We start from the raw sequence: 17,710 nt of genomic DNA on the forward strand, positions 1-17,710 counted from the left end.
GGAGAGGGCGCAGTGTGCCGTGTCTTGATCGGCGCGGATCAAAACTCTCACCCCAATCGCTGCCGCGCCAGCTTCGCGCCGGCCCCGAGCGCCGCCAGCTTCGCCTCCGCGATATCCCGGCGCATCGGCGCCATGCCGCAATTGGTGGTCGCGACGATGTTGGCCTTCGGCACGAATTTCGACACCGCGTCGATCACCTTGACGACGTCCTCGGCGGTCTCGACCGTGTCGCTGGCGACGTCGATCACGCCGGCCTGGACGATCTTGCCGGTCAACAGCGCCAGTAAGTCGAGCGGCACCTTGGAATTGCGGCACTCGATCGCGACCTGCTGGATCGAGCTTTTGGCGATCGCCGGGAAAATCTCCTCGTACTGCCGCCACTCGCTGCCAAGCGTTTCCTTCCAGTCGGTGTTGGCCTTGATGCCGTAGCCGTAGCAGATGTGCACGGCGGTGGCGCAGGTCAGCCCCTGCGCGGCGCGCTCCAGCGCCTTGATGCCCCAGTCCGAAACCTCGTCCATGAACACGTTGAAGGCGGGCTCGTCGAACTGGATGATGTCGACGCCGTCGGCCTGCAGCGCCCGCGCTTCCTCGTTCAACAGTTCGGCAAAGGCGAACGCCATCTTGACGCGGTCGCCATAATGGCCGTCGGCCACCGTGTCGATGATGGTCATCGGGCCGGGCAAAGTGAATTTCAGCTTGTGCTTGGTGTGGGCGCGGGCGACGCGGGCCTCATCGGCGTGGACGCGGCCCCTCAAGGTCAGCGGCGCCACCACCTGCGGCACCATCGCCTTGTAGCGGTCTTTGCGGATGCCCATCTCGACCTTGTGGGCGAAATCGATGCCGTCGACCTTTTCCAGGAAGCCGTGGACAAAATGCTGGCGGGCCTGCTCGCCCTCGGTGACGATATCGACGCCGGAATCCTCCTGCAGTTTCACGGCCAGCATGGTGGCGTCGCGCTTGGCGCGGGCGAGTTCATCGCCCTTGGATTTCCAGGGCGCCCATAGGGTGTTCGGCTCGGCCAGCCATTCCGGCTTCGGCAGTGAGCCAGCGATCGTCGTTGGAAACAGCATGGGAGCCTCCCGGGCGGTTCTGATTGAGCGCCTGTCTGCCATGTCTTATGATCGGCGTACAGAACAACAAAAGTCGTTCTCGCCGGGAATAATCCGGCAGGTGCGGCAGCCAGGGAAACCATGATCGACCTGCATTACGCGCCGACGCCCAATGGCTGGAAAATCTCGATCATGCTCGAGGAACTCGGGCTCCCCTATACCGTGATCCCGGTCAACATCCGCGGCGGCGAGCAATTCAAGCCAGAATTCCTCGCGATCAGTCCCAACAACCGCATTCCGGCCATCGTCGACCATGCGCCGGCCGACGGCGGCGCGCCGTTCTCGGTGTTCGAGACCGGCGCGATCCTGATCTATCTGGCGGAAAAGACCGGCCGCTTTCTCCCTGCGGACATGCGCGGCCGCTCCCAGGCGGTGCAGTGGGTGATGTGGCAGATGAGTGGGCTCGGGCCCATGCTCGGCCAGCACGGCCATTTCGCGCTCTATGCGCAGGAAAAGATCCCATACGCGATCGAGCGCTACCGTGATGAGGCGGCGCGGCTTTACAGGGTGCTGGATACCCAACTCGGCAAGACCGCCGCCTATGTCGCGGGCGAGTATTCGATCGCCGACATCGCCTGCTTTCCATGGACCATGACTCACAAGGCACAGGGCTTTACGCTCGACGACTATCCCAACATCAAGCGCTGGTACGCCGACGTGCGCGCCCGGCCGCAAGTGCAGGCGGGATTGGCGATCGGCAAGTCCGTCAAAGAGCCGTTCGACGAGGAAGCGCGCAGGAACATGTTCGGCGCGAAGGCGAAGGAAATGGTTGGAAGGAAGTGACAATTCCAACCCTCATGGTGAGGAGGCGCGCAGCGCCGTCTCGAACCATGAGGCCACAGACGGGCCTTCATCCTTCGAGACGCCGCTTCGTGGCTCCTCAGGATGAGGATAAATAAACAAAAGGAAACGCCATGATCGAATTCTTCTTCGACTGTTCCAGTCCCTGGACCTATCTCGCCTTCCACAACATCCAGCCGCTGGCAAAAGAGCTCGGCGTTGAGATTTCGTGGCGGCCTATTTTGGTCGGCGGCATTTTCAACACGGTCAATCCCAGCGTCTACGCCCAGCGCGAGACGCCGGTGCCGCTGAAGGCGCGCTACATGAAAAAGGACCTTGCCGACTGGGCGCGTTCCGCGGGGCTTGCGATCAAGATGCCGCCGACGGTGTTTCCGGTGAACAGCGTCAAGGCGATGCGCGGCTGCATCTGGCTGGGCAAAGAATCTGCAAAGCACATGGTGCCGTTCGCGCGCGCCGTGTTCGAGACCTATTGGGGCGGCGACAAGGACATTTCGCAGGATTCGGTGCTGACGGAAGTCTGCAAGAGCGTCGGCGTCGACCACGTCAAGTTCTTTGCCGGCATTGGCGAGCAGGCGATCAAGGACCAGCTCAAGGCCAACACCGATGAGGTGATGGCGCGCGGCGGCTTTGGTTCGCCGACCATCTTCGTCGGCAAGACAGACATGTATTTTGGCAACGACCGCATGCCGCTGATCCGCGAAGCCGTGCTGCGGCTGCAAGAGAAGGCTGCCTGATGCCGAAAGCCGTCGTCTGCCGCGAGCTGGGTCCGCCCGAGAGCCTGCGTCTCGAAACCTTCGACTCGGCACCGTTGGCGCCGGGGCAGGTGCGTATCGCGATCCGCGCCGCCGGGATCAATTTCCCCGATGTTCTGATGGCAGCGGGGCAATACCAGCTCAAGCCGCCATTGCCGTTCACGCCCGGCGTTGAAGCCGCCGGCGATGTCGTCGAGGTGAACGACGCGACCGGAGTCAAGGTCGGCGACAAGGTGATCGTCAAGATGCGCCACGGCGCCTATTGCGACGAGGCCGTGGCCGCGCCGTCGCAACTCGTGCCGCTGCCATCGACCTTCGACTATGCCGAAGGCGCAACATTTCTGGCCGGCCACGGCACCGCCTATCATGCACTGATCGATCGCGGACAGGTTCAGCCGGGTGAAGTGCTGCTGGTGCATGGCGCCGGTGGCGGCGTGGGACTAGCGGCGGTCGAGATCGGCAAGATGCTGGGGGCCACCGTGATCGCGACCGCGTCGAGCGACGAAAAACTTGCGATTGCCAGGGCGAGGGGCGCCGATCATCTGGTGCGCTATGACCAGGAACCGTTTCGCGACGCGGTCAAGCGCATCACCGAAGGGCGCGGCGCGGATGTCGTGTTTGACCCCGTCGGCGGCGAGGTGTTCGAGAATTCGATGCGCTGCATCAACTGGGGCGCGCGGCTCTTGATCATCGGCTTCACCGGCGGCATCGGCCTCGCCAAGACCAACCTCTTGATGATCAAGGGCGCCAGCGTGCTCGGCGTGCGCGCTGGCGAAGCGGTGCGGAAAAATCCTGTTCTCGGCGAGGTCAGGATCAAGGCGCTGACGGAGTGGGCGGAAGCCGGAAAAATCCGCCCCAACATCTCCCACCGCCTGCCGCTGGAAGACTACGCCCGCGCGATGCGGCTGTTGATCGACCGCAAGGCAATCGGCCGCGTGGCGCTGACGATGGGGTAATCTCCCATTCGTCGTCCCGGCGAACGCCTGGCCTTCGCCGGGACGACGAGGAGAGTTGCCTTTGGCTCACCTACCAAATCTTCCATCGCTCAGAAACGCAATCGTCTGCGCAATCGCCACACGATTCCCCGGCAGCCAGGGATGCGACGTGCCGATCACAACATGATCCGCCATCCCGTCGAGTTTCGTGTTCTCAACCGACACCCTGCCGTCATGCGGCTTCGGCAGGAACAGCGAGGACGTCGGATCGACCGACCGGTTTCCTGCGATGATGCCGACGGGATAATCGACCGGCGGAAACAGTGCGCCGGTTGCTGCATCGCGCCGGGTCACGAGTTGCTCGCCGGCGGGGCCGAACCAGGCGCGATAGAGCGAAACATTCTTCAGGCGATCGGCGATCTCGCTGCCGCCATTGGGCGTGCCGAGCATGACTACGCGACCGAGGCGCTGCGGCCGGTGTTTGGAAATGTAGACGCGGGCGAGCAAGCCGCCCATCGAGTGGCCGACGAAATGAAGCTGGCCTTCGGTGCCGGCGGCTAACTGTATGACGGCGGGATGGATATGCTCAGCCAGCGCTTCGAGCGCGTGATGGCGGCTGGGATAGTCGATGTTCAGCGTGGCGAAGCCGGCGGCCTCGAGCGCGGTCTGCATTTTCCGGAATGACAGCGCCGTCCTGCTGATGCCGTGCAGCAGGACGACGCCGTCTTGAACATCTGTCATTTCGCGATCTGTCATTCCGGGATGGTCCGAAGGACCAGACCTCAGGTGCGCAATTGCGCACCGGGGAATCTCGAGATCCCCCGGCGCGCAGTGCGCGCCTGAGGTCTGGTGCTAACGCACCATCCCGGGATGACGGCTTCGCCGTCACTTATACTCCCGCTCGTCCCACCACGGGTAATAGTCGGGCATATCCGTTGAAACCTTGTTCTTGAATTGCGCCGGGCGCTTCTCCAAAAACGACACTACGCCTTCCCTGACATCGTCCGAACGGCCGCGGGCGTAGATGCCGCGGCTGTCGACCTTGTGGGCTTCCATCGGATCGTCGGCGCCCATCATGCGCCACATCATCTGGCGGATCAGCGCCACCGAAACTGGTGCTGTTTTGGCGGCGATTTCCTTGGCCAGCGCGCGGGCGGTCGGCAGCAGATCATCCGGCGGCACCACCTTGCTGACGAGGCGGCCGGCGAGCGCTTCCTGCGCCGGGAAGACGCGGCCGGTGTAACACCACTCCAGCGCCTGGGCGATGCCGACGAGGCGCGGCAGGAACCAGCTCGAGGCGGCCTCCGGCACGATGCCGCGCTGGGAGAACACAAAGCCGAAGCGCGCGGCTTCAGAAGCGATGCGTATATCCATCGCGAGCTGCATGGTGACGCCGATGCCAACCGCTGGACCATTCACCGCCGCGATCACCGGTTTTAAGCATTTGAAGATGCGCAGCGTCACCTGTCCGCCGCCGTCGCGCACCTGCGGGTCGCTGTAATCGACAGTGCCATCCGCAAGCCGCTTCACCGGCCCACGCCGCGCGTCGCGATCGAACGTGTTGGCGCCGGAAGAAAGATCAGCGCCGGCGCAGAAGCCGCGGCCGGCGCCGGTGACGATGATGGCCCTGACATTGTCGTCCTTGTCGGCCGCGTCGAAGGCGTCGATCAATTCCTGCTGCATGGTGCCGTTGAAGGCGTTGAGATTGTCGGGCCGGTTCAAGGTGATGGTGAGAATCTGCTCGGCGACCTCGTACTTGATGGTCTCATACGCCATGGGGGTTTCCTCTTGATGTTTGGTTTTTCATTTTAGCACGTCATTCCGGGGCTGAGCGAAGCGAAGAGCCCGGAATCCATTTCGCTGCACGGTTGCGGCCCAATGGATTCCGGGCCTGCGCCTTTGGCGCATCCCGGAATGACGGATAGAGTTTACTTCTTCGGCGGGGCCGGCCACGGCTTTTGCGGGCCGCGCAGGCCTTCGAACGCCTTGGCCATGCCGAGCACGCCGAGATCGTCGAACCGCCGTCCGACGATCTGCACGCCGATCGGAAAGCCCTTTTTGTCGTAGCCGCCATTGATCGAGACGGCCGGGTTTTCCGACATATTCCACGGCACGGTATAGGCGATGTGTTCGAACGGCTTTTCGGGATCATTGACCGGGGAGGCGAACTCGGCCGGGAAGTTGACCACCGGCGACACCGGGGAGACCACATAATCGAGATCGCAGAACAGCTTTGCCGCGGCGGTGCGGATCGCCATCGTGGCGTTGAAGCCCCTGATGACATCAAGGCCTGAGAGCTTCGCGCCGGCCTCTGCCCATTGAAGGATATAAGGCAGCGTCTTGCTGCGCTCGTCCGGCGTCAGCCTGGAAATATCGTCCCAGCTTCGCGCGCGAAAGAAATCGTCGATCCCGTCGAGCATCTCGCGCGTCAATATGCCGTCGATTTCGGTAACGACCGCGCCGGCGGATTCGAACGCCTTGGCGGCCTTGACGGCGACCTCGCGCACTTCCTTCTCCAGCGGCAGGCCGGTGCCGGCATCGAGCATCAACCCGATCCGCACTTTGCGCGGCGACTTGTCGAGCGCCTTCCAGGCGATTTCATGCGCGGGCAGGCTCATGCCGTCGCGGCGGTCCGGCCGCGACAGCACGCTCATCATCAGCGCTGAATCGTCGACGGTGCGGGTCATCGGCCCGGCGACGCGTCCGACATAGAAGGGATCGACCGGAACGCGCCCAAGGCTCGGCTTCAGCCCGACCAGGCCGCACCAGCAGGCCGGCAGCCGCACCGAGCCGCCGATATCCGTGCCGAGATGCAGCGGGCCGTAACCGGCCGCGCCGGTGGCGCCGGCGCCGGACGAGGATCCGCCGGGGTTCTTGCTGAGGTCCCAGGGATTGCGGGTGAGGGGATGGAAGCTCGAAAGGCCCGACGACAGCATGCCGTAATCCGGCATCGTCGTTTTGGAGAAGATGATGGAGCCGGCCTCGCGCAGCCGTGCGGCCGGCGGCGCGTCCTTCGGTGCGGGCACTAGCTTGACGCTGGCGGCGCCGAGCGGCACCGGCTGGTCCTTGGTAGCGATATTGTCCTTGATGGTCACAGGCACGCCGTCGAGCGTGCCGACAGGCTCGCCCTTCTGCCAGCGGTCGGTCGATGCCTTGGCGACGGCGCGCGCGCCCTCGGGGTCGAGCAGATAGAGCGCCTTGATGTGCGGCTCCCACGCCGCGACATGCGCCAGCACTTCCTCCAGCACTTCGGACGGCGAGAATTGCTTGGCGCGATAGCCGGCGAGAAGGTCGACGGCGCTGAGATCGTGCAGCGACGTGACCTCTTCTTCTTTTTTGGTTTTATGCATGACCACCTAACCTACTGGCATACGGGTCTCGATGATGCGCGCGAACATGCTGGCGCCGATCGGCAGGATCTTGTCGTCGAGGACGTAACCGGGATTGTGCACGGGCACCGAGCCTTCATGGCCGACCCAGAAATAGGCGCCGGGCACCGCCTGCATCATGTCGGCGAAATCCTCGCTGCCCATCTTCGGCTCGGTGCGGGTGATCACCTTGTCCGGATCGACCACCGTACGCGCTACCGCCTCAACGATCCGCGACTGCTCTTCCTGGTTCACCAGCACGCTGAAAGTGTCGCGGATATCGGCAGTGATCTCGCACTGGAACGCCGCGGCGATGCCGGCGCAGATCGCGCGCATGCGCTCGCGGATCAGCGCGCGCACGCCGTCGTCGAAGGCGCGGACGGTGCCGCACAGCTTGGCCTGGCCGGGAATGACGTTGTAGGCCGAGCCGGCATGGATCTGCGTGATCGACAGGACCGCCGGGTGATGCGGAGGCACGTTGCGGCTGACGACGGTCTGCAGCGCCTGCGCCAGGGTGGTGGCGATGATCACGGCATCCTTGGAGCGCTCCGGCATCGCGCCATGGGCGCCGTAGCCGTCGATCGTGATGTCGAAGAAATCGGCGCCGGCCATCGCCGGGCCCGGCAGGATCGCGATCTCGCCATGGTTCAGGTCAGGTGCGTTGTGCAGGCCGTAGACCTCGTCGCAGGGAAACTTCTGGAACAGGCCGTCCTTGATCATGGCGCGGGCGCCGCCGAGGCCTTCTTCGGCGGGCTGGAAGATGAAATGCACGGTACCGTCGAAGTTTTTGGTTTCGGCGAGATAGCGCGCGGTACCGAGCAGCATGGTGGTGTGGCCGTCATGGCCGCAGCCGTGGAAGCGGCCCGGAATGGTCGAGCGCCAGCGCAGGTTGGTGTTCTCTTCCATCGGCAGCGCATCCATGTCGGCGCGCAGGCCGATTTTCATGCCGCTGTTGCCCTTGCCCTTGAGCACGCCGACGACGCCGGTGCCGCCAAGGCCGCGATGCACCTCGATGCCCCATTGCGTCAGCTTGTCGGCGACGATCCCTGAGGTGCGGACCTCCTCGAAGCCGATCTCGGGATGCGCATGAAGATCGCGCCTGATCGCGGTGAGTTCATCGGCATAGCCGTCGATGCGTTCGATGGTGGGCATGTCTGTTTATCCGGTTACGGTTGAACGAGATTTGGCTGGAGTCGCAAAAGCAGGGCCGTTCGGCTTGATGCGGATACCCGGACGCAGCTGCGTCCAGGGCAGGGTAGCGGTATCGGCCGGCATCGCGCCGGGCGCGGCGCAGATCAGCAGCTTTTCGGCGATCGGCTCAAAGTCGGCGCGGAAGTGCACCGAACTCTTGTTGACCAGGATCGCCTGTTCGGTCGGTTCGATCCCGACATAGCGGTACATCGCCTGGTCGGCGAGTTGCGCCTTGTAGGAACTCACGACCACACGGACATCGCCGATGCGCAGGCACGCCGACGGTCCCATTTCCATGTCGCGGCCGCCATAATAGGGGCCGGACGCCACGAACTTGCCGTCCGACAGTTTTTCGACGACGAACGTTTCCTGATACGGTGCGTCGCCCGGGATGCCCGACTTGCCGCCGAGCGAAAGCGTCACGGTGGCGCCGACGCCTGCGGCATGCGCGGCCTTGGCTGACTCCGGATCATAGATCACGCCGGTCGCCGCGCGCGTCGCCTTGTTGCGAACCAGCGCCCGCAGCATGCCTGTCGTGTCGGAATCGCCGCCGGCTCCGGGATTGTCCTGGGTGTCGGCGATGACGATCGGCTTGGTCGCGTTCTTCGCCAGCTCCATGGCGTGGCGCACGCCGTCGTCGGGCGAATAGATGCGGCCGTCGAAATCGTCCTCATGGCTCTCGATCAGCGCCACCAGTTTGTCGGCAGCTGCATCCGCATCGGCCTGCGTCGCGCCATAGGCGAATACGCTGGGACCACAATCCCTGAAATCGGCGGCCGGAAATCCGGGCGCGAATGACAGCGTCGGAACTGAAGCGCTCTGCATCGCCGCCAGTTTTTCATAAATGCCTTTGGTCGGCTGGTCGTTGGTGCATTGCCAGCTGATCGGAATCAGGAACGGCAATTGCCGGAAGGCTTTTGCGTAGCGCGCCTTTGTCTTGAGCATCAGCGCCAGATGGTTTGCGCAGGCCCGGCCGGTGTCGGCCATGTCGACGTGCGGGTAGGTGCGGTAGGCGATGAGCGCATCCGCATGTTCCATCATCTCGGGCGAGACGTTGGCATGGAGGTCGAGGCTGACGACCAGTGGAAGGTCCTTGCCGATCACCTTGCGCACCCGGGCAAGCGTTTCGCCTTCGCCGTCGTCGTAATGCTCAGTGACCATGGCGCCGTGCAGGTCGAGATAGACGGCATCGATCGGCCCCGCGCCCGCGATGCCGTCGACCATTTCCTTCATGATGCGTTCGAAGGCATCCTTGGTGACATGGGCTGATGGAACAGCGGCCGCCGAGATCGTCGGCACCAGCTCCCAGCCATTGGCCTCGGCGGCTTCGACAAAGCCGGCAAGGCCGATATTGACCTTGCGCATCACCTTGAGCACGTCGGCGCCATGCTCCATCGACGGCCATCCGCCACCATGAACGAAATCGTCATAGGTCGCCTTGGTCGGCGCAAACGTGTTGGTCTCGTGCAGAAAGGCACCAACGGCAATGCGGGTCATCAAGTCTTCTCACCGGTGCATTCGTTGGGGGACGTTAAGCGTGTCATTGCGCCAAGCGCAAGCTGCGGAGCAATTCCGTTTTGCATGCCGCCCTATGCGTCATTGCGAGCGACTTGACGTATGAGCTTGCTCCGTCATTCCGGGGCGCGAAGCGAACCCGGAATCTCGAGATTCTCCGATGTGCAATTGCACATCTGAGGTTCGATGCTTCGCATCGCCCCGGAATGACGGAACGGCGCTCACGTCAATGTCGCCAGCAGACCCGCCATCAACCGGCCGCGCTCGGCGAGACTGTCGACTTCGATGTGTTCGTTGAGCGTATGCGCGTCGGCACCTCGAACGCCCAGGCCATCGAGGGTAGGGATACCCATCGCGCCGGTAAAGTTGCCGTCGGAGCCGCCGCCGGCGCTGGCGTGCGGCAGTTCGAGACCAAGGCCTTGCGCAATGCCGCGCGCCTGTTCGTAGAGCGCCATCGTGCCGGCGTCGGGCTCCCACACCGGCCGCGTCACCCCGCGGGTGACCTTGAACGTGACGTCATTGCTGGTCCCGGAAAGCGCGAGCATCCGCTCGACGCCGCGATCGAGATCTGCCTGCCGCTTGGCCATGCTGAGCGCCTCGCCGGTGCAGGTGGTGGCGACGCAGTTCACCCACTGGCCGCCATGCACAATGCCGACCGAAAAAGTGCAATCTTCAGTCGTCATGCCGTCGATGGCGATAATCTGGCGTCCCATCTCGCGGATCGCGGAACGGCCGGATGAGAGCGTGGCACCGGCATGGCTCGGCTTGCCGATCGCTTCGAGATTGAATCGGGCAATCGCATATCGTCCGGTGACGACGCCGTTGTTGGCGCGACCAGGCTCGGGCACAAGCACGTATTTGTTGCGGGCCGCTTCGGCCTCGATGATGTCGCGGGTCGATGGCGTGCCGACCTCTTCGTCCGGCGTGAACAGCACCGTGATCGGCAGCGGCGTCGTGAACGATGCACGCGCCAGTTGCCGGATCGCCTCCAGGCTGAGGTAGTTGCCGCCCTTCATGTCGAATATGCCCGGGCCGTAGCATTTGTTGCCCTCGCGTCGCCACGCCAGCTTTTCCAGCGTGCCGACGGGATGGACGGTATCGAGATGACCCGCGATCAGGATGCCGGGTTCGCCCTGCTTCGGGTGGGGAAAGCGCGCGCGGACGCAGCCGGCAAAGCCTTGCCGCCCGGCGATGCGTTCGATGGTCGCACCCATGATGGCCATCTCCCGCGCCGCAAGATCGAGCATGCGGTCGACCGCGCCAGCTTCCCACGTGGGGCTTTCGCATTCGACCCAGGTCCGCAGCCCCTGCAGCATGGTCTCGGAATCAAAGGGAAGGTTGGCAGGATTCATCTGGATTCTCCCGGTTCGGCCGGAATGTTTGGGCTCGGTGCCGATGGGTCCGTACGAGAGGGACCGGCAGGGATTTTGTAAAGGGAAAACATCCCGCCGTCAGACTTTCGCCGTAGCGGATCGGGGAATGATAATTCTGGCATCATTCTTGATTGTAGATTTTTGTGGAGGCGTGCTGGCGGAGCTGGATAGGGCCGTCCAGCGGCCAGCGCAAGCCAGACGCGGATGAGGGCTATCCCGACTTCCACCTGAACGCCGGCGTCATCCGTGTCGTCGGACCAAAAGGGTGTTGTGAAGCTCAAGATCGACCCTATAGTCCGGTCAGAAACCGGGCAGGGGGCCCGAACAAGATAAAGCGTTCGGGCGCCGAGCGACAATGGAGGTGAAGGAATGAATGCGTTCAGAAAAACAATTCTGGCTGCGACTTGCGTCGGCAGCCTGATGACGGTGGCGGTGCCGGCGCTGGCCCAGACTACCTTGCGCGCCGTCATGCACTCGGATCTGAAGATCCTGGATCCGATCTGGACCACGGCCTACATCGTCCGCAACCACGGTTACATGATTTACGACACGCTTCTCGCGCAGGATGAAAAGGGCGAGATCAAGCCGCAGATGGTCGAGAAGTACGAAGCCGCGGCGGACGGCAAAAGCTACACCTTCACGCTGCGCGACGGACTGCTGTGGCACGACGGCAAGCCGGTGACGTCGGAAGACTGCATCGCTTCGATCAAGCGCTGGGCGGTCAAGGACTCGCTCGGTCAGAAGATGATGACCTTCGTCGACTCCATCGACGCGGTCGATGCCAAAACTTTCACCATCAAGCTCAAGGAACCGACAGGCCTCGTGCTGCTCGGTCTGTCAAAGCCCTCGTCCAACGTGCCGTTCATGATGCCCAAGCGCGTCGCCGAAACCGACGCCAACAAGCAGATCGAGGATTTCACAGGCTCCGGCCCGTTCGTCTTCGTCAAGGATGAATGGAAGCCGGGCGACAAGACCGTCTACATCAAGTTCGACAAGTACAAGCCGCGCGCCGAGCCAGCATCGGGTCTTGCCGGCGGCAAGGTCGTCAAGGTGGACCGCGTCGAGTGGCGCGCGATTTCCGACGCGCAGCAGGCGGTCAACGCGCTGCAAAAGGGTGAGATCGACTACATCGAGCAACCCAGCCATGATCTCCTTGGTACCCTGAAGAAGGATGCCAGCATCGCGATCGTCCAGGTACCGCAGATCAAGGCGCAGTACGTCTTCCGCCCCAACCACCTGCACAAGCCGTTCGACAACCCGAAAATCCGCCAGGCGTTGTGGTACGCCTTCAATCAGGAAGACTTCCTGATGGCGACCATCGGCGACGAGAACTACATCAAGGCGTGCAAGGCGCTGTTCGTCTGCGACACCCAGTTCGGAACGACCAACGGAACGGATGCCATTCTCAACTCGAACGCCAAGAAGTCGCAGGAGCTTTTGAAGGAAGCGGGCTATGACGGCACGCCCGTCCTGCTGATGCACTCCACCGACCTGAAGGCTCTGACCAACCTCGCGCCGGTGGCGAAATCGCTGATGGAGAAAGGCGGCTTCAAGGTCGATATGCAGTCGATGGACTGGCAGACCCTGGTTGCGCGCCGCGCCAAGAAGGATCCACCGAGCGCCGGTGGCTGGAATGCGTTCCTGACGGCCTGGGTCGTGGCCGACGTGATGAACCCGGTCTCTGCCGCCTATGTGAATTCGGGGTGCGACAAGGCTTCGTTCGGATGGCCCTGCGACCCGGAAATGGAGAAGCTGCGCGACGATTTCGCTCGAACAACCGATCTGGCAAAGCAGAAACAGATCGCGGAAGCGGTCCAGAAGCGTAATATCGAGATCACGGCCATGATCCCGGTCGGCGAATATGTCCAGCCGATTGCCATTCGCAAGAACGTCAAGGGGCTGTTGATGGCGCCGGTTCCGGTGCATTGGAACATCGAAGTCACCAAGTGATGTGCAAGTGATGTGATGGAAGCGGGCGGCTTGCCGCCGCCCGCTTGGTTTCGGGGATCGACCTATGTATGGCTACTTCTTCCGGCGATTGCTCGGCACGATCCCCGTGATGCTGGTGGTTGCGGTCTTCATCTTCCTGATGCTGCGTCTGACCCCGTCCGACCCGGCGGCCGTCATCGCCGGCGACAATGCCACCACCGAACAGGTGGCGCAGATCCGCAGCCAGCTCGGCCTCGACCGGCCGATGATCGAGCAGTTCGTCATCTGGTCGGGCAGAGTGCTGACGGGTAATTTCGGCGAAAGCTTCTTCTTCAAAAAGACCGTGGCCTCGCTGATTGCCGAACGCATCGAGCCGACCTTGTCGCTCGCCTTGTTCACGATTCTGATTGCGGTGTTTGTCGCTGTTCCGCTCGGCGTGCTGGCCGCGCACCGGCACGGTTCGTGGATCGACCGCATCGTCATGGGCTTTTCGGTGCTCGGCTTTTCCGTGCCCGTGTTCGTGATCGGCTACCTCCTGATCTATTTGTTCGCGGTCTATTTGAACTGGCTGCCGGTGCAGGGCTATCAGCGAATCTCGGAGGGGGTCGGCGGCTGGGTGCAGCGGCTGATCCTGCCGTCGGTGACCTTGTCGGTGATTTATATCGCCCTGATCGCGCGCATGACGCGCACCAGCGTGCTGGAAGTGCTGTCGGAAGACTATATCCGCACCGCGCGGGCCAAGGGACAGTCCGAGCGAAAGGTGCTGTTCCGTCATGCGCTGCGCAATGCCGCCGTTCCGATCGTCACGGTGATCGGACTTGGCGTGGCGCTCCTGATCGGCGGCGTCGTCGTGACCGAGAGCGTGTTCACGATCCCCGGCCTTGGCAGGCTCACGGTGGATGCGGTGCTGGCGCGCGACTACCCGACGATTCAGGCCGTGATCCTGCTGTTCTCATTCGTCTACGTCATGATCAACCTGTCGGTCGACATGATCTACACCGTTCTCGATCCCAGGATTCGCTACTGATGGCCGACGCGACGATCCTCGAACCCGTGCTGCCGGCGAGCCCGGTCAAGCCCGCCGCGTATCGCAAATTGCTGCGCAACCCGGGCGTGGTGTTCGGCGCCGCCGTCATCACGATCGTATTGCTGATGGGGCTGCTCGCGCCCTGGCTCGGAACCATCGATCCGACGGCGATCAGCCCAATCGCGCGCAACAAGGTGCCCGGCACGGAAATCACGATGCGGACGGACACCGGCGAACGCATCAAGATGATCACCAAGTTCGGCACGGACAGCCTGGGACGCGATGTCTACAGCCGCGTGGTCTATGGCGCGCGGGTCTCGCTCTTTGTCGGCATCACGGTGGCGCTGATCAGCGTCGCCTGTGGCCTGTTCATCGGTCTGCTCGCCGGCTTCTTCCGCATTCTCGACGCCGTCATCATGCGGATCATGGACGGGTTGATGGCCATTCCGGCCATCCTGCTTGCGATCGCCATGGTGTCGCTGTTTCGTTCCAGCGTATGGACGGTGATCATCGCCATCACTGTTCCACAGATTCCGGGCGTGGTCCGGCTCGTGCGCTCCATCGTGCTCAGTGTGCGCGAGGAGCCTTATGTCGAGGCGGCGGTGACGCTCGGCACCTCCACCCCGAAGCTGCTGTGGCGGCACGTGTTGCCCAACACGATCGCGCCGATGATCGTGCAGGGCACGTTCATTTGCGCGTCGGCCATTCTGATCGAGGCCATCCTGTCGTTCCTCGGCATCGGCGTGCCGCCGGAGGTGCCGACCTGGGGCAACATCATGGCCGAAGGCCGTCAGGTCTTCAGCCTGTATCCGCACAATATCATCTATCCCGGGGTGTGCCTCGCGCTCACGATCCTTGCCGTCAACACTCTCGGCGACGGCTTGCGCGATACGCTCGATCCCAAAATGGCGAAGCGGGTGTGATGTGAGCAATACCGTCCTCGAAGTCTCCGATCTTTCCGTCGCCATCAGGGGAGGCGACCGGCCGCACGCCGTGCAGGGTATCAACCTCACCGTCGATGTTAACGAGATCGTCTGCGTGGTCGGCGAATCCGGTTCCGGCAAGTCGGTGACGGCGCAGGCCGTGATGGGCCTGTTGCCGAAGGGCGCGATGCAGGTCGAGACCGGCTCGATCCGGCTGCAGGGCGATCAACTGCTCACCAAATCCGATACCGAGTTGCGCGCCATCCGCGGCACCCGCATGGCCATGGTTTTCCAGGAGCCGATGACCGCGCTCAACCCGGTCGAGCGGGTCGGCGACCAGATACGTGAAGTGCTGGAGATCCACACCAGGCTCGACCAGAAGGAGCAGCGCGCGCGGGTGCTCGAGATGATGCGCGCGGTGCATCTGCCGGACCCCGAGCAGATGATCGACGCCTATCCGCACCAGCTGTCAGGCGGCCAACGCCAGCGGATCATGATTGCGGCCGCGCTGGTGCTCGACCCCGCTTTGCTGATTGCCGACGAGCCGACCACGGCGCTCGACGTCACCACGCAGGCTCAGATCCTCAAGCTCGTACGGGAAATGCAGGGGCGCACGAAAACCGGCGTACTGTTCATCACCCACGATTTCGGCGTCGTTTCCGAGATCGCCGACCGTGTCGTGGTGATGCAGATGGGCCGGATCGTGGAGCAGGGCCCCTGTGAGGAAGTGCTGCGGGCCCCGCGCGAGGACTATACCAGGATGCTGTTGCGCGCGGTGCCGAGCATGACGCCGCCGAAGCGATCTCCGGTGACCGGTCCGGTGGTCCTGCAGACCGAGAATCTCTTTAAGACTTATGGCAAGCGATCGCTGTTCCAGCCGAAAGCGCGCGTCGTGGCCGCGGTCAAGGACGTCTCGCTGACGATCCGTCGCGGTGAAACGCTCGGCATTGTTGGCGAGTCCGGTTCAGGCAAGTCGACAGTGGCGCGTTGCGTCGCGCGGCTGGTCGACACCTCAGGCGGCGGCATCAAGATTGACGGCATCGATATCGCGGCAATGCGGGAGGCGAAGTTTCGTCCGATGCGCCGGCGCGTTCAGTTCATCTTCCAGGATCCATATCGATCGCTCAATCCGCGCCGCACGGTCGGTGAGGCGATCATCGAGGGGCCGATGAATTTTGGCGTAAGCCGCAAGGAGGCGCTGCAGCGCGCGCGCGACCTGATGGCGATCGTACACCTGCCTCCCGCCGCGATCGATCGCTTTCCGCACCAGTTCTCCGGCGGCCAGCGCCAGCGGATCTGCATTGCGCGGGCGCTGGCGATGGAACCTGAATTGCTGATTGGCGACGAGCCGGTGTCGGCGCTCGACGTCTCCGTGCAGGATCAGGTGCTGAAGCTGCTGGACGAGGTGCGTCGAAAGTTCAATCTGGCGGTGCTGTTCATCACCCACGATTTGCGGGTTGCAGCCCAGGTCTGTGACCGGATCGCGGTCATGCAGCGCGGGGTGATTGTAGAGCAGGGCACCACGGCGGAGGTCTTCGCCGCGCCCCAGCACGAATATACCAGGGCATTGTTCGACGCCGCGCCCGGCCGCAATCAGGAATTCGCCGCCAGCGCTTGATGGCTCTCCTAGCAGTTGCTGTCGCGCAGCAGTTCTGGCCCGTCGTTCGAGAGCGGAGACGGGATTTGCGGCCGTGGCGAAGGCGAGTGCGGATCCCTGGCCGGCTTGCTCCCCGTGGCATCAGATTTTTCGGAAGGTTGTTCGCTGGCCATGTCGTCATGCTCCAATTGCTGCAGGACAACATTTTAGCGGGCATCAGGTTCCGTCAATCCGGGTGCGCTGCGATATGCGCCAGCAATAATTCGCTGACCCGGTCCGGCGCCTGATCGGCCGCGAAATGGCCGACGCCGGGCAGCACTTCGAATTGATAGGGCGCGGCGACGAAATCGCGGGTGCCTTCGGCGGCGACACGGCCGACGGTGTCGTCGGCGTCGCCCCAGATGTAGAGCGTGGGCACGCGGATCGGACCGAGCGGCCCGCGGACCGCGCCGCGCGCACGGTACCAGGCCAGCGCCGCTTCCATCGCGTCCTTGTTGCCAAGCACGGCCAGATGCCGTTCGATCGCCTCAGTGGGAACGCCGTTGGCAATGAGCCGATCGCGCAGCCATTTGCCGTCGTCGGCGAGCACCACATCCGCAGCGTCAGGTTCGAGGAACGCCTTGTGGTGTCGTGAGCGACTAGCCTGTTCGCCGTCGGACATGTGCAGCGCGCGATTGAACGCGTTCGGATGGGGCCGCGAAAGAATGGTGAGCGAGGCCAGCCGCTCGTGGCAACGGTCGGCCAATCCCCAAGCGATGCTGCCGCCCCAATCATGGCCGACCAGGTGGAAACGCGCCTCGCCATAGCCCGAGGCCGCGGCGATGGCCAGCGCGTCGTCGATCAAGCGGTCGATCAGGTAGTGCGAGAACTCGCGGGGGTTAGGCCGCGCACCCGGAGAGTAACCGCGCTGGCTCGGCGCAATCGCGCGGTAGCCCATGTCGCCGAGCGCCGTGACCTGGGCGCGCCAGCAATGCATCGATTCGGCAAAGCCGTGCAGCAGCAACACCAGCGGCGCGCCTGGCTCGCCCGCGACGAGGGCGTCGAAGGTGAGTTGCGGGGAGATGGTGATCTGTTCCAGGGCGGGCACGCGACAATCCTAGATAGACAATGCCGGCCGGTCCACGGTGAAACGATTTTTCTTTGGGGCAGGCGGTGGTCTGGGCCCGTCCGGAATTATGCAAGGGCCGAAA

General features: G+C 63.4%; 15 protein-coding genes. 7 read left to right on the forward strand and 8 right to left on the reverse strand.

From position 1 onward, the window contains the following. Window positions 1-47 precede the first annotated feature (47 nt). Entirely contained in the window at window positions 48-1,070 is a 1,023-nt protein-coding gene (locus JQ575_RS23340; protein ID WP_212035492.1) for a methionine synthase, read from the reverse strand. A gap of 120 nt (window positions 1,071-1,190) precedes the next feature. Between JQ575_RS23340 and JQ575_RS23345 the strand changes: the two genes are divergently transcribed. From JQ575_RS23345 to JQ575_RS23355, 3 genes are all read left to right on the forward strand, one after another. Beyond that, window positions 1,191-1,892, forward strand: coding sequence for a glutathione S-transferase N-terminal domain-containing protein (locus tag JQ575_RS23345; RefSeq protein WP_212035493.1), 702 nt, complete (start codon window positions 1,191-1,193; stop codon window positions 1,890-1,892). Window positions 1,893-2,023: 131 nt separating this feature from the next. Further along, window positions 2,024-2,644, forward strand: coding sequence for a 2-hydroxychromene-2-carboxylate isomerase (locus JQ575_RS23350; protein WP_212035494.1), 621 nt, complete (start codon window positions 2,024-2,026; stop codon window positions 2,642-2,644). After that, window positions 2,644-3,618 (forward strand): NADPH:quinone oxidoreductase family protein, encoded by a 975-nt coding sequence (locus tag JQ575_RS23355; RefSeq protein ID WP_212035495.1) that lies wholly within the window; start codon window positions 2,644-2,646, stop codon window positions 3,616-3,618. Before JQ575_RS23350 ends, JQ575_RS23355 begins: the two co-directional genes overlap by 1 nt. 66 nt (window positions 3,619-3,684) lie before the next feature. Here JQ575_RS23355 and JQ575_RS23360 read toward each other — a convergent pair whose 3' ends face one another. From JQ575_RS23360 to JQ575_RS23385, 6 genes are all read right to left on the reverse strand, one after another. Next, window positions 3,685-4,338, reverse strand: coding sequence for an alpha/beta fold hydrolase (locus JQ575_RS23360; RefSeq protein ID WP_249166842.1), 654 nt, complete (start codon window positions 4,336-4,338; stop codon window positions 3,685-3,687). A gap of 144 nt (window positions 4,339-4,482) precedes the next feature. After that, a complete protein-coding gene (locus JQ575_RS23365; protein WP_212035497.1) occupies window positions 4,483-5,373 on the reverse strand; it encodes a crotonase/enoyl-CoA hydratase family protein in 891 nt (296 codons plus the stop codon). A 152-nt stretch (window positions 5,374-5,525) separates the two neighbouring features. After that, the gene (locus tag JQ575_RS23370; RefSeq protein WP_212035498.1) at window positions 5,526-6,947 is read right to left on the reverse strand and encodes an amidase; all 1,422 of its coding nucleotides are present in this window, start codon (window positions 6,945-6,947) and stop codon (window positions 5,526-5,528) included. A 6-nt stretch (window positions 6,948-6,953) separates the two neighbouring features. Continuing rightward, window positions 6,954-8,117: a M20 aminoacylase family protein gene (locus JQ575_RS23375; protein WP_212035499.1), complete on the reverse strand. Its 1,164-nt coding sequence runs from the start codon at window positions 8,115-8,117 to the stop codon at window positions 6,954-6,956. Window positions 8,118-8,123: 6 nt separating this feature from the next. Then, on the reverse strand, window positions 8,124-9,653 hold the full coding sequence (locus tag JQ575_RS23380) for a M81 family metallopeptidase (protein WP_212035500.1): 1,530 nt from the start codon (window positions 9,651-9,653) through the stop codon (window positions 8,124-8,126). Between the two features lie 239 nt (window positions 9,654-9,892). Continuing rightward, complete coding sequence (locus JQ575_RS23385; protein ID WP_212035501.1) at window positions 9,893-11,023, reverse strand: M20/M25/M40 family metallo-hydrolase; 1,131 nt, start codon at window positions 11,021-11,023, stop codon at window positions 9,893-9,895. A 390-nt stretch (window positions 11,024-11,413) separates the two neighbouring features. On the opposite strand from JQ575_RS23385, the gene JQ575_RS23390 reads away from it, so the two are divergent. From JQ575_RS23390 to JQ575_RS23405, 4 genes are all read left to right on the forward strand, one after another. After that, window positions 11,414-12,994 (forward strand): ABC transporter substrate-binding protein, encoded by a 1,581-nt coding sequence (locus JQ575_RS23390; RefSeq protein WP_212035502.1) that lies wholly within the window; start codon window positions 11,414-11,416, stop codon window positions 12,992-12,994. Between the two features lie 64 nt (window positions 12,995-13,058). Then, window positions 13,059-14,000 carry an ABC transporter permease gene (locus tag JQ575_RS23395; protein ID WP_212035503.1) on the forward strand — a complete coding sequence of 314 codons (942 nt, stop codon included), beginning with the start codon at window positions 13,059-13,061 and terminating at the stop codon, window positions 13,998-14,000. Beyond that, on the forward strand, window positions 14,000-14,923 hold the full coding sequence (locus JQ575_RS23400; protein WP_212035504.1) for an ABC transporter permease: 924 nt from the start codon (window positions 14,000-14,002) through the stop codon (window positions 14,921-14,923). Before JQ575_RS23395 ends, JQ575_RS23400 begins: the two co-directional genes overlap by 1 nt. A gap of 1 nt (window position 14,924) precedes the next feature. Then, a complete protein-coding gene (locus JQ575_RS23405; protein ID WP_212035505.1) occupies window positions 14,925-16,541 on the forward strand; it encodes an ABC transporter ATP-binding protein in 1,617 nt (538 codons plus the stop codon). 205 nt (window positions 16,542-16,746) lie between these two features. On the opposite strand, the gene JQ575_RS23410 is transcribed toward JQ575_RS23405, so the two are convergent. After that, a complete protein-coding gene (locus JQ575_RS23410) occupies window positions 16,747-17,607 on the reverse strand; it encodes an alpha/beta hydrolase (protein ID WP_312016004.1) in 861 nt (286 codons plus the stop codon). Between the last annotated feature and the right edge of the window lie 103 nt (window positions 17,608-17,710).

This window comes from Bradyrhizobium sp. JYMT SZCCT0428, from assembly GCF_018131075.1.
Lineage (GTDB): Bacteria > Pseudomonadota > Alphaproteobacteria > Rhizobiales > Xanthobacteraceae > Bradyrhizobium.